This window comes from Desulfonema magnum (assembly GCF_017377395.1).
Classification (GTDB): Bacteria; Desulfobacterota; Desulfobacteria; order Desulfobacterales; family 4be13; genus Desulfonema_C; species Desulfonema_C magnum.
The window spans coordinates 5,681,687-5,694,189 of sequence record NZ_CP061800.1; the positions used below are offsets into that span (position 1 = coordinate 5,681,687).

Genomic DNA, 12,503 nt, shown 5'->3' on the forward strand with positions numbered 1-12,503 from the left:
GAACTGCTTTCAGGCTGAATGAACGATTCCGAATAGTTCTGATTTTCATTTTTCGATTTTCAATTCCTCTATGGTTAAAGCATCATTTGTATAGATACATATGGAGCCTGCTATTTTCATAGCCCCCTCCACAATTGCCTTTGTATCCAGATCCGAATATGTTATAAGAGCCGCGGCCGCGGCCCGGGCAGCGATTCCCCCTGATCCGATACCGATAATTCCCTCATCAGGTTCAATCACATCTCCGTTTCCTGAAATGAGAAACATCCGGGATTCATCCGCGGCGATCATGATTGCCTCCAGACGGCGCAGGTATTTGTCGGTTCGCCAGTCCTTGGCCAGCTCAACAGCAGAACGTTCCAGGTTTCCGTTGTAACGATTCAGTTTTGTTTCCAAACGTTCGGAAAGGTTCATGGCATCAGCAGTGACACCGGCAAAACCAACGATGATCTTGTCATTGTAAATTCTTCTGACTTTTCTGGCGCTGTGTTTTATGACATGATCATTCATGGTAACCTGACCGTCACCAGCAACTACCAACAGACCTTTATGCCTTACGGCAAGTATTGTTGTTCCGTGAATATTCATAATTGATTAAAAATTAGAAGTTAGAAATTTAAAACTCAAAACTCAAAACCCGAAACCCGAATTTCAAGTTTCAAGTTTCGAGTTTTAAATTTCAAGTTTCCAGTTTCAGAATGCAATCAGAGACTCAAGTTCCTTCCAGTTACTTACCTCTGCAAAGGGATGATTTTGCCTGTTCCATGGTTGTTTGAAAAGGACAGGAGTGATGCCTGCCTCCTTGAGAAGAAAACAGGTTTCAAGCTTGTCTTCTACAAAATGAGAAATCCCCTTCTCTAAAAGAACATCCGTCTTACCTTCATAAGAGCCTGTTGCAACCACTTCTATATAAGAGGAATCAAAAGGCAGAAAATTCAGTATCCAGTCGTAAATAGGCCCCAGATATGGCCGGGCAGTTACAAAGAGAACAGCAGGAATATGACCCTGTTCTATCTGCTTCCGGCCAAGTCTGGTTAAAACCTCGGGGGATCCCTCAATCGGTTTTAAGGGTGATGTGTGGTTTCCATCCAGCAGCTTAGTTATAATGGATTCTACAACTTCTCTGTCAATTTTGAGACATTCTTCCAAGCTATAAGAGGTAATATCGCTATACTGAAAATTTTTCAGGTCATATTCGTCCCGTGCAATATCAAGGAACAATGTCATGGTGTCAGCAAACACACCGTCAATATCAAAAGCAATGGATGCAGTATCTATTTTATTATTTGTCATTTGTAAATTTGTAAAATTGTGATTTGTGATTTGTGATTTGCGGTTTGTGATTTGTGATTCGTGGTTTGTGATTTGTAATTTGTGATTCATCAGTCAGAAAATCAATCCCCAATCACTAATTCCCAATCCCCAATCACCAATTCCCAATCACCAATCACAACTTTATGCTGCTTTTCGTGTCTGTTTCTTGAGTCTGCTGATGCGGCGTCTGTAAATCGTTGCCATTTTTTCATCACTTGCTTTGAGTGCGTCTTCCCGCTTTGTTTTCAGGCTCCTGATTTTTTTCTTTATATCCCGGACTGAGGAGTCTGCCTTCTTACTCGTGTCATCTTCGATACCTCTGACTTTTTTGATGGCCTGAATCAGTTCCGCTTTATTCATTCCGTGAACACCTGTAATCTCAGGTGTTTCCATGGCTGTATCCCTTAATTCTTTGGCCGTCATTTTCTCCAGAGGTTTTTCCTTGACTGCTTTTTTTTTGCCACCCATATTTTATAAATTTCCTTTCTTTAAAATTTTTAAAAGCGCAAACAGAGCTTATATTCCCGTTTGCAGATTTATTTTGAGAAATTAAATTTCATCGTGTCTGCATACTGAAATATTTGTCTGAAAAACGATATGCGCAACTTTTTTACTTTAACATATCGAATTTTTTAAAAACTGAAAATTATACCACAAAAACCAATATTTTTATAATATAAAAAGTATTTATAAACTATTTTTTTTTGTCATGTCAATAGTTAGTTGATATTTTATCGAGTCAGACCAGCCTGACTTTTAAACCTGATTTGATTAACATATTACATATCAATATATTATCCAATAAGCTAAAAGAACCGGGCTAAGATACGACCATTTTAAAAAAAATTCGGTTATTAAAGACAAACAGAACGCTAAATTATATTTTAGAAGTATTTTCAAAGGTTGGTCAATTTTTAACAGACTCCCAAAATATAATTATTGCCGGATTATCGTCAGATGAGGTTTGCAACCATATTCAGAATGTTTTATACATACGAAATGTTGCGGACGGGGTTGCAAATCCCGTCCGGCAGAGAAAACCCTGTCCGACGGAGGCGGAAATTTAGGTGAAATTTATAAAATGGCAACTAGGCGCAAGTGCTGCCGATGACTCGGGCCTCAGGTTTCAAAATGAAGAAATGGAAGAAAGTATTACTCGCATTATCAGTATGGTTTCCTTTGTTTGCAAATGCGGATAAAATTGTTTTAAAAAACGGGAGAAGAATAGAAAATGTAACTGTGTGGAAAGAAGACGGACTCATAAAATGTTACAGATTCAGATCAGTTGTCGGGTATCTTAAAGAAGATGTGGAACAAATAGAACAGGCTGAGATAAAAGAAACATCTGATGAATCTGATTTTCAGCCTAAAAAAGTTCGGTCTGATAATGAGAAACAAGCCAATCTTCACAAAAATGACTACAGACAGTTTCATGTCATAAAAATTTATGACGGAGACAGTTTCAAAGCAACAGATAATAACATAGAAATCATTGTGAGACTTGTCGGAATTGATGCGCCGGAAACAGCAGACAAAGGCAGACGAAAACCAGCACAGCCTTATGGTGAGGAAGCGGAAAAATATCTCGTAAAAATGATTCTCAATAAAACAGTCCGTATCAGGGGATACGGGATGGGGGGCTTACAGACACCAGCTCGCGGAGGTCTTTGTGGGAAATAAAAATGTCAGTCTTGAATTACTCATCGCCGGTCTTGCTGAAGTGTACCGTGGAAAATCACCAAAAGGTTTTGATCCTGAACCTTACTGAAAAGCGGAAACCAAAGCAAGAGAATTTCGAAAAGAAATGTGGACTTTGGGAAGTGAGTACATCAGTCCGAGAAAATGGCGTAAAAACAAAAAATAAAGGGATATACTAAAACTTGGAAAGGCCGAAAAAATTTGGTGTTGCCCTTTGAATATTCAAACGCTCTGATTAATTTGGGAAATTTTTTTCATTCCCAAACACGCCCGACCGCGTGTTTTCCATGAACTGCTTCATCCATTCCTCTCTGATCTTTCCCTGAACCACAGGCAGAACCTCATCTCCTAAAAACAGGGCTTCGTTTATGTCGTGGGTCACGTGGATAATGGGAAATGAGAATTTTTTCTTCAGTGATTTGAACTCCTCACGCAGCTTATTCCGGGTGATGACATCCAATGCGGAAAACGGCTCATCCAACAGAAGCACCTGGGGCCGCCGGGCCAGCGCCTGACAAATCGCACACCGCTGACGTTCCCCGCCGGAAATTTTGTGCGGCTTCTGATCTTTAATATGATGAATGCCGAACATCTCCAAAAGTGTATCCACTTCTTTTTTATCCTGAGCAGCGAACGCCACATTTTTATAAACATTTAAATGCGGAAATAAGGTGTATTCCTGAAACACATATCCCAAACGCCGTTTCTGAGGAGCCAGAAAAATGCCTTTTTCCATGTTTACCCAAGTTTCACCATTATAGCTTATATGTCCGTTTTCCAGTTTTTCCAACCCGGCAATCGTCCGAATAATTGTGGTTTTGCCCGCCCCGGACGGTCCCACCAGGACGAGTATTTTCTGATCCTGGCAGGAAAAGGAGACATCCAGTTCAAAATTCGCCAGCTTTTTTCTGATATTCACATTAAGTTTCATTTAAAAGGTGTGTTAGGTGTTAGGTGTTAAGTGTTAGGTGTTAGGTGTTAAGCTGGGGTGATGAAAATGTTTCCAAAGCTCTGAAAAAGCTGATCCCGTTTTTGTTCCCCGCATTTTTTAACTATCTGATTTTAAAGTTATAAAAAAATTGCGGAATAAAAATGGGATCGCAATTATCAGCCCGATTTGTGACATTTTCATCATCCCAGTGTTAAGCCCAATTTTCAATTCCCAATTTTCAATTTTCAATTCTCAATTCTCAATTGCTTGTCAGTGTCCGCACTGGCAATAGGTGTTTAAATTAAGGATCGTTGCCGGTGCTGAGATTGTAACACCGTAAAACAGCACGGGTTTGTCTTTATTAAGAAAATTTGTAATTGTTCCGTTTACCACCGTGGATCCGGTAGCAAATATCAGGTCACACCATGCGAGTGCCTCGGATGTCATTTCAGGCGGTTCGATAACCACACCAAAAAATTCCTTGCCAATATTATCTTTGTCAAGGTCAACCGCTCTGACGTTGCACTTTGACGCAAGAACCTCAAGAAACCTCGGCTGATGTCCGACAAGAAGGACTTTTTTCCCTGACTCAATTTTTTCAAACAACTTCTCTGAGCATTGCTTTGGTTCGGCATCTTTACAGTGAACAGTTTTATCACAAAGGTTAAGATATCTGAAAATCGCATTCAGTCCTGATATAAAACTGGCTCTTTTGCTGTTTGAATCAAGGTCAAGGTTCAAAAGGTCCTCCACCCGGTAATCTGTATTTTCAAACGCATCTGTAAAGGCCTGTCCCCTGGCTCCGTTAAACACAGCTTCCACCATGACTTCTTTCCCTTTGATGATGGGATAGTCATCATGTTCGGGCTTTCCTATGGCTTCCACAGCAGAAAGCGCTTTGCATCTGATGCTTACATTTTGTCCTGCAAAATTATGTTGGTGTATTTCTTTTTCCAGGGCTTTTTTCATTTCTTCATAGATATTCGCGTTGATCATCTGGTAGTTTCCTTTCATTATGAGAGTGTTAAGTGTTAGGTGTTAAGTGTTAGGTGTTAAGTGTTAGGTGTTAAGTGTTAAGTGTTAAGTGTTAAGTGTTAGGTGTTAAGTGCTGGGTGTCAGGAGAAATCAGCAGATGAAAATTCCTCCCGGAGGGGAATTTGTAACGATTTTCCAAATATTTTGATCTGCTTAGGTGATTTCCGAAAAAGAATAATTTTCCGCCTTAAATTATCATTCCAGGGATTCAGAAAATTTTCTTACCGTCCACATTTTGTAATGTCCAAACAGTTCCCAGATGATAAATTTACAGGACATAACAAACAAAAACACACCAAATATCTGTTTCAATATCGGCGCAGGAAGGTGACTGGTTATGCTCGCTCCTGTAACCGCTCCCAATAAAGCCGGAATAAGCAGGCTTTTTAACGGTATAATATCTAATGTCTTTAATTTACGATGAATCATCGTCGCCGAAAATGTAAGAAAAAACATGGTGGTCAGGGATAATCGTATGGCTTCATGAATATTAAGACCAATGATAATGACATAAAACGGTACGATCAGGAGTCCGCACCCTAATCCCAAAAATGTGGCCGTAATTCCGATAATTATCCCAAAGAAAATGATAAAAGGCAATTCATTTATGTGGAGTATCGTCTGAAGACCGCCATAAGCAAGAGAGGACAAATCAATGACTTTCAGCATTCTGAGACTGACGATAAGTAAAAAAACTGAAAAAGCAAATTTAAACCATGTGCTCTTTTGTTTATGAAATATTTTTCCGCCCACGATTGCGCCCAACATGCATGCGGGAATAAACATAAAATAGTATCGGAGAGGAGGAGTGTGGGAAAGAAAAATAAAATGACTCATCGCCCCGATCATACTGATAGGGATGATCGCTGCCAAAGACGTGCTTGCCGCCTTTTTAAAATCAAATCCGAATACAGATATGAATATGGAGACAAATATGGTTCCCCCGCCGATCCCGACACCGGCGCTGAACAGCGCCACCCAGAAGCCAAGTAATACCAACCTGATATCCAATTCGTTCTTAACAAATTTTGACATAATGCCTCTTTTTTTAAAAAAATGTTCGGTTAAAACCTGATTTATGACTCAAGCTGAATCAGCTTCTCCGATTAAGCCAGTTAATCAAAAGGAGAAATGCATAACTGATCGGAATAAGGGTCATACACATAATTCCTGCCTCATGGTAGTTCAAGGCTTCCACAGCTTCATAAATAGCAATGGATGCCACCTTTGTCTGACCCGGCACGCTGCCGCCGACCATGAGAAGTACACCAAATTCCCCCATGGTATGCACAAAAACCAGAATTGCCGAAGCTGCCAGACCGCCCATGGTATTTGGGAGGATCACTCTGAAAAATGCGGCAGTGCGGGAAAGTCCCAGGACATAAGCATTTTCCAGAAGCTTTTGATCAATTTTCTGAAAGGCCGCCCTCATGGGCTGGACAGCAAAAGGAAGGCTGTAAACCAGCGATGCAATAACAATGGCCGAGAATGTGAACAAAAGAGATGAACCTGTGAGCTTTTCCCATAATCTGCCAAATCCGCCTTTCGGTCCCATGAAGATAAGAAGGTAAAATCCCAGGACCGTGGGCGGAAGAGCCAAGGGCAGACTGACAAGGGCTTCGAGAAAAGATTTCCCGAAAAACTCGGAATAGGCCAACACATAAGCCACAGGCGCGGCCATGATCATCAGCAGAACAGTGGTCACAAGCGCAAGTTTCACGGACAAATACAAAGGAAACAGTTCCATTATTTGTAGCCGTAACTCCTTTTCACTGCATCAGCTTCAGGCGAATGAAGAAACGTTGCAAACTTATCCGCCATTTCTTTGTCGGCGGCTCGTCGGAGTACACACGCAGCCTGTGTCACCCCCTGAGCTTCTTTCACTTCCAGAAAGCAGCCTTTCCTGCCTTCATCAGTAAAGGCTGAGGAATATGCACAGAATCCTGCGTCCACGCTTTCGGTGGAAGCATATTGAAAAACCTGCGCAATGGTCTGAGCAAAGACCAGCTTGGGCTGAAGCTTTTCCCACAATCCCATGTCTTTTAAAGCAATCATGCTTACCGTTCCGTAGGGAGCGGTTTCAATGTTGGCCATGGCGATTTTTTTCACGCACGGGTTTTGTGCCATTTCCTTCCAATCTTTTACCTGGCACAATTCCTTGTTTGCGCTCCATATAATAACCTGACCTTTTGCATAAACAAAAGGGTTTTCTGCTAATCCGTCTTTGTGCAGAAGAGCAGGACGCTTTTCATCTGCTGCGAGAAATACGTCATAAGGTGCGCCCTTGATTATCTGGGCGTAAAGTCTGCCTGTTGAGGTGTAAGTCGGTTCAATATTGATATTTGTTTTTGCTTCATAAAGTCTGACAATTTCCTCAAAAGGTTTCATGAAATTTGCCGCGACAGCCGCCATAATTTTTTCCTCGGCTTCCGCGGAAAGCGGACAGAGCAGAACCGTCAGCACCAAAAAAAATGTCACACATCGCTTCATTCAAATTCTCCTTAATTCTTTTCAGATGGTTTAAACAGAAATAAGTACCTGATCACTCGATGTTCAAGTTTTTTTCTGTCATTCCTGCGAAAGCAGGAATCCGCTGCTTCCGGAAGCGCGGCCTCTGCCCAGAATGGATTCCTGCTTTCGCAGGAATGACAGGGTTTTTAGTCGAACCGGGTCAGAAAACTTGAACATCGAGTGATCAAAAGTTTTTTATACAGTTTTTTTTCTGAGCGGAGAAACCCGGCTTTTTCCTTTGTCGGAGAAGCATCATTCCGGAAAAAAAGCCGGGTTTCTTTCCCGGGCAGATATTAAAAACTTATGGTTAGGTACTTAGTATCCCTTACTGAGATTCAATATTTTTTATAAAGCATTTTGCCTCTTTTTCGAGCCAGTTCAGCCATTCGTGCATCATGGTTATTCTGAAGTCCAGCACAAGTTTTTTATGGGGATGTTCTTCATTTTCCTGCATTTTTTCAAGCTTTTTCAAAAAATGTCTGAGGTTTTGAGACTGTGCATCTATCACGTCACAGCCTCCCTCAAGAGAGAGGTGATGAAAAAAGAAAAGCTTTACCATGAATTCAATACGGGTGTCCCTCGGATGATCTGTGGGACTGCCGACCCAGTCGAGAAAGGCTTGTTTTCCGGCAGGTGTCAGAGAAAATATCCGCTTTGACGGGCGGGTGTCCTGTCTCTTGAGACTGGAACATAAAAATCCTTTCTTTTCAAATCGTTTGAGTACAAGATAGAGTTGGCTTCTTCCCAGGTACCATGTGAATCCCAGGTGAGCTTTCATAAACTGAAGTATTTCATAAGCATGTCTGGGGCCGGTCATCAGCACACCCAGCAAAGCATAATTTACGGTCGGGCTGTCGTTCATTATAATTCCACTTTCAATTAATTTGAGTTGGTATAGTCTAACTTGGAATATATAGTCAAGAGAAATTTAAAATTTTGAAAATTATGTGTCCTCAGCATATGGAAAATGCCTCGGTTCTGGTTTTTCATTGACATTGGTTATTTTAATATGTTTAAAAGCCATTTATGATTTGCGATTTGTGATTTGTGATTTGTGATTTGCGATTTGTGATTTGTGATTTGCGATTTGCGATTTGCGATTTGCGATTTGCGATTTGTGATTTGCGATTTGTGATTTGCGATTTGTGATTTGTGATTTGCGATTTGCGATTTGTGATTTGCGATTTGTGATTTGTGATTTGCGATTTGTGATTTGTGATTTGCGATTTGCGATTTGTGATTTGCGATTTGTGATTTGTGATTTGTGATTTGCGATTTGCGATTTGCGATTTGCGATTTGCTCCGACTTTCATGCTTTGTTATGATCGCCGCTATACTATATAAGGGAACTCGAAATAAATAAATATACCCGATAAAAAAATGTGCGGTGGGTTCCGCTTCGCTCCACCCACCCTACATTTCTACATTTCCGGGTATTTTATTTTTTGGGAAATCCCTAATTAAAAATTAATTCCGTACGCGGGATGTTCAGCAAGAGCCGGATAATTGGCTGTGTTCCATGAAAAACTAAGTTTTTTTAAACTTAGTTTTTTTTTCGTTTTCACAAAAAATGTGTAAAAACTTTTATCTGAGTCCTTGTCGCTGAAAATAAGAAGAAGATTTTAAAACGGAGATATCATATGAATAATGGTAAAAAGCCCTGTCTGCTGATGATTTTGGACGGGTGGGGAATCAGCCCCACGCATGAAGGAAATGCGGTTTTCCTGTCCGGAACTCCTTTTCTTAACAAACTCAAAGAAGAATATCCGAATACTCAGTTGTTATGTTCCGGTGAAGCTGTGGGACTTCCTCCGGGCATCATGGGAAATTCCGAAGTGGGACATCTGAATATCGGAGCGGGCAGGATTGTGTATCAGGACCTTCTGAGGATTGACATGGCAATCCGGGATAAGACATTTTTTCAGAATGACGTACTGAATTCCGTCATGTCAAAAGTTCACGCCAATGATGCCGGGCTTCACCTCATGGGACTTGTTTCGGACGGAGGAGTTCACAGTCAGCTTACCCATCTGTTTGCTTTATTGGACATGGCCCGCCAAAAAGGGCTGACTCGTGTATATGTTCATGTCATACTTGACGGCCGGGACACACCGCCGGACAGCGGCGTCCGTTATGTAAAACAGTTACAGGAACATATCAGCGCAAACAATTTCGGCAAGATTGCGAGCATCTGCGGACGCTTTTACGCAATGGACCGGGATACCCGGTGGGAACGGGTAGAAAAGGCGTTTCGCCTTTACACAGAGGGAGAGGGAATCCGGGAAAAGGATCCTGTGGAAGCTGTGAAGAATGCTTATGACCGGGGAGAAACAGATGAATTTGTCAAACCTGTTGTAATGGATACACACGAAGATAAAACACCTCTCGGAACGGTTCAGGACGGCGACGGAATTATCTTCTTTAATTTTCGTGCGGATCGTGCCAGAGAGATTACCCGTGCCCTCACTGCCCCGGAATTTGAATTCTTTAAGCGAGACAGTTTGCCAAATCTCTGCGAGTATGTCTGTATGACGCTGTATGATGAAAATCTTCCTCTTCCTTTGGCCTTTCCGCCGGTTCGTCCGAAGAAAATTCTTGGCGAGGTGGTCAGCGAACAGGGATTACGCCAGCTCCGAATTGCAGAAACAGAAAAATATGCGCATGTCACTTATTTTTTCAATGGCGGCGAGGAAAAACCGTTTCCTCTTGAAGACCGATGTCTTGTTCCCTCCCCCCGTGAAGTTGCAACGTATGATCTGAAGCCGGAAATGAGCGCGCCTGAAGTGACCAAAGAGGTGATCTCACGCTTACAATCGCAACAGTATGATCTGATAATACTCAACTTTGCCAACATGGACATGGTGGGGCATACAGGCGTGCTTGACGCGGCAATTCATGCGTGCAAAACTGTTGACGCGTGTGTTGAAGAAATTGTTTCACAAGTAAGGTCACAACGCGGTGTCACGCTGATCACCGCTGATCATGGAAATTCGGAAAAGATGACCGATGATAACGGAAATATACACACAGCCCACACGGTCAATCCGGTTCCTTTTATCCTCGCAGATGACGCTCGCAAAGGGGTTTGTTTAAGAGCGGACGGCATTTTGGGAGATATTGCGCCGACAATTCTTGAGCTTCTGGGGATTGACAAGCCGGAACTGATGACAGGAACCTCTCTGATTAAAAGTTGAAAACTCGCTATCAGAGACTTCCGAGGTTTCCGAAACCTCGGAGGTCTCATGTCCGAAGAAAAGTTATGGTCAGGTACTTAGGCGATTTCCAAAAATGAATATACCAGTTCGTAGTTCCGCCTTTAGGCGGTGTGACACCGCCTAAAGGCGGAACTACGAACTGAAAAAGCCGGTATGTTCTTTTCCGGAACTCGCCTTAAATTCACAATATTGTCATCTGCTGAGAACGTTACCGGAAGAAATTTTTCTATCACATAGATATTCGTCCGGCAATGAGGGGTTATTTCAGATGCTTTGTATCGGGCTGAGGGAAGGAACACTGCCAGAGGAAGAAGCTGATCGGCCAGATATTTATCCACGGCAGCGCCGCTCTCTATTTGTTTCATAAGCCTGAGCGCTGCTTCTTCTCCCACCTTTTCAGCTCTTTTCCCGCGTTCCCCCAGACTGTCTCCTCCCAGAAGAACCGGCCATGAGGCTTCTGAGAACACGGCCCGGAGGGTTATTCCTGACCCCGGACACCGGCTCTGGCTGTACTCGGTTTTTATGGATACGGGGCATTGCAGCTTTTCAAGGACTTTCCGGGCCTGCCGGGCCTGTCTTTCCGGAACACCTTTGAGTTTCTCGGACGCATGGGAAACCCCTTCGATGGCCTTTAACTCACCTTGACAGCAAAGATTCATCTCCGGTAACTGGCTTCTCACTTCATTAAGATGTTCTGAAAAATTTTCATAACTCGTGAGGCTGAATTTTGGCTTGAGCGTCACTTTTATTTCTCCGCCTCCTTTCGGATAATAGCCTCTTCTTATAAGCTCTGATTCGACCCCGGCAAAAGGTTCAATATATTTCAGGAGAATATTTCTGAAATAGTCGTATGGCTGGCTCCATCTGACATCAGTTCCTCCTTTCAGGCTAATGACGATGTTTTTTCCTCCGAAAACGGCCGGTATCAGCAAGGACTGCATCAGCAGCGTGACCGACCCTGCTGTGCCAATATCAACGGACAGGTTGGCGGATTCTGTTTTTTTAGGGGTGAACACCAATGCCTGGGAATCCGGAGCATCTCCTGACACCTCTGCATTACATAGCTGCCGAACCGCTCTCACCGCGTTAAGATGCTGGGGACGAAGTCCTGGTTTGGAACGTCCCTTCCGAATTCCGCTTATGGTGAAAGCCTTTCCTGTCAGCGCACTCAGTGCAAGACTCGTGCGAATTATCTGACCCCCTCCTTCAAGAAATGAACCATCTATTTTTATCATCACTCACCTCTCCCAACAGCTTGCAAAGCGCAGAGAACCGAATTAAGACTATAGGCTTTAAGAAAAAGGTTGTCCGGAGTGCCAAACTTGCAGTTTGGCAGAAGTGTCCGGTTTCCGGGCATCAGAAATATTGCCAGACTGCAAGTCCGGCACTCCGGAGTGACAGATGTTTTCTTAAAATCTATGTTTAACAACATGATATCATACCTTTTTTACTGCTTTTTAATGTCACAGGGATTACAATTTCAATTTCAGATATTAATGTTTGAAAATTTGTTTTGCAAGAAAATTCTGTTTGTTGGTCTCCCTAAGATCAGCAGTATTGTCGCCAGAAGGAGGGAAGATCGTTTATCTGTTGAAATTCAATCGCCCGCGCACTATTGGAATGAATATTTCACAGGAACATAAGACTGAGACAGACTGCTCATTAATCCTGATTCAATCTTTATAAAAAATCTCTACAGATTCGGATAACCGAATCAAAGGTCAAAACAGTAAATGCTCTGATTTTTCGATCTGCTGTATAGATTCTCCTAAATGTCATTTTTGCGGAGATCAGAACCC

The 12,503-nt window shown here is 42.4% G+C and carries 13 protein-coding genes; 2 read left to right on the forward strand and 11 right to left on the reverse strand.

The features are described 5' to 3' along the window. Positions 1-45 precede the first annotated feature (45 nt). The 3 genes from hslV to dnm_RS21715 form a co-directional block, all read right to left on the reverse strand. A complete protein-coding gene (gene hslV, locus dnm_RS21705; protein WP_276571822.1) occupies positions 46-588 on the reverse strand; it encodes an ATP-dependent protease subunit HslV in 543 nt (180 codons plus the stop codon). A gap of 105 nt (positions 589-693) precedes the next feature. After that, positions 694-1,293, reverse strand: coding sequence for a 5' nucleotidase, NT5C type (locus dnm_RS21710; RefSeq protein ID WP_207678990.1), 600 nt, complete (start codon positions 1,291-1,293; stop codon positions 694-696). A 162-nt stretch (positions 1,294-1,455) separates the two neighbouring features. Next, a complete protein-coding gene (locus tag dnm_RS21715; RefSeq protein WP_207678991.1) occupies positions 1,456-1,782 on the reverse strand; it encodes a transcription termination factor Rho in 327 nt (108 codons plus the stop codon). Between the two features lie 663 nt (positions 1,783-2,445). On the opposite strand from dnm_RS21715, the gene dnm_RS21720 reads away from it, so the two are divergent. Further along, entirely contained in the window at positions 2,446-2,994 is a 549-nt protein-coding gene (locus tag dnm_RS21720; protein ID WP_207678992.1) for a thermonuclease family protein, read from the forward strand. Positions 2,995-3,247: 253 nt separating this feature from the next. Here the strand turns inward: dnm_RS21720 and dnm_RS21725 are convergent, their stop codons facing one another. The 6 genes from dnm_RS21725 to dnm_RS21750 all read right to left on the reverse strand — a co-directional run bounded on the left by dnm_RS21725 (position 3,248) and on the right by dnm_RS21750 (position 8,351). Beyond that, positions 3,248-3,931 (reverse strand): ATP-binding cassette domain-containing protein, encoded by a 684-nt coding sequence (locus dnm_RS21725; RefSeq protein WP_246556056.1) that lies wholly within the window; start codon positions 3,929-3,931, stop codon positions 3,248-3,250. Between the two features lie 282 nt (positions 3,932-4,213). Continuing rightward, the gene (locus tag dnm_RS21730; protein WP_207678994.1) at positions 4,214-4,939 is read right to left on the reverse strand and encodes a Rossmann-like domain-containing protein; all 726 of its coding nucleotides are present in this window, start codon (positions 4,937-4,939) and stop codon (positions 4,214-4,216) included. A 234-nt stretch (positions 4,940-5,173) separates the two neighbouring features. Beyond that, positions 5,174-6,013 carry a sulfite exporter TauE/SafE family protein gene (locus dnm_RS21735; RefSeq protein WP_207678995.1) on the reverse strand — a complete coding sequence of 280 codons (840 nt, stop codon included), beginning with the start codon at positions 6,011-6,013 and terminating at the stop codon, positions 5,174-5,176. 58 nt (positions 6,014-6,071) lie between these two features. Then, positions 6,072-6,725, reverse strand: coding sequence for a molybdate ABC transporter permease subunit (gene modB, locus dnm_RS21740; RefSeq protein WP_207678996.1), 654 nt, complete (start codon positions 6,723-6,725; stop codon positions 6,072-6,074). Next, entirely contained in the window at positions 6,725-7,468 is a 744-nt protein-coding gene (gene modA / locus dnm_RS21745) for a molybdate ABC transporter substrate-binding protein (protein ID WP_207678997.1), read from the reverse strand. Before modA ends, modB begins: the two co-directional genes overlap by 1 nt. Positions 7,469-7,814: 346 nt before the next feature. Further along, the gene (locus dnm_RS21750) at positions 7,815-8,351 is read right to left on the reverse strand and encodes a PadR family transcriptional regulator (RefSeq protein ID WP_207678998.1); all 537 of its coding nucleotides are present in this window, start codon (positions 8,349-8,351) and stop codon (positions 7,815-7,817) included. Between the two features lie 778 nt (positions 8,352-9,129). Here dnm_RS21750 and gpmI point away from each other — a divergent pair. Then, the gene (gene gpmI, locus dnm_RS21755; protein ID WP_207678999.1) at positions 9,130-10,683 is read left to right on the forward strand and encodes a 2,3-bisphosphoglycerate-independent phosphoglycerate mutase; all 1,554 of its coding nucleotides are present in this window, start codon (positions 9,130-9,132) and stop codon (positions 10,681-10,683) included. A gap of 122 nt (positions 10,684-10,805) precedes the next feature. On the opposite strand, the gene rtcA is transcribed toward gpmI, so the two are convergent. After that, positions 10,806-11,939 (reverse strand): RNA 3'-terminal phosphate cyclase, encoded by a 1,134-nt coding sequence (gene rtcA, locus dnm_RS21760; RefSeq protein WP_207679000.1) that lies wholly within the window; start codon positions 11,937-11,939, stop codon positions 10,806-10,808. Next, entirely contained in the window at positions 11,939-12,136 is a 198-nt protein-coding gene (locus dnm_RS21765; protein WP_207679001.1) for a hypothetical protein, read from the reverse strand. The genes rtcA and dnm_RS21765 overlap by 1 nt, the downstream gene beginning before the upstream one ends. Between the last annotated feature and the right edge of the window lie 367 nt (positions 12,137-12,503).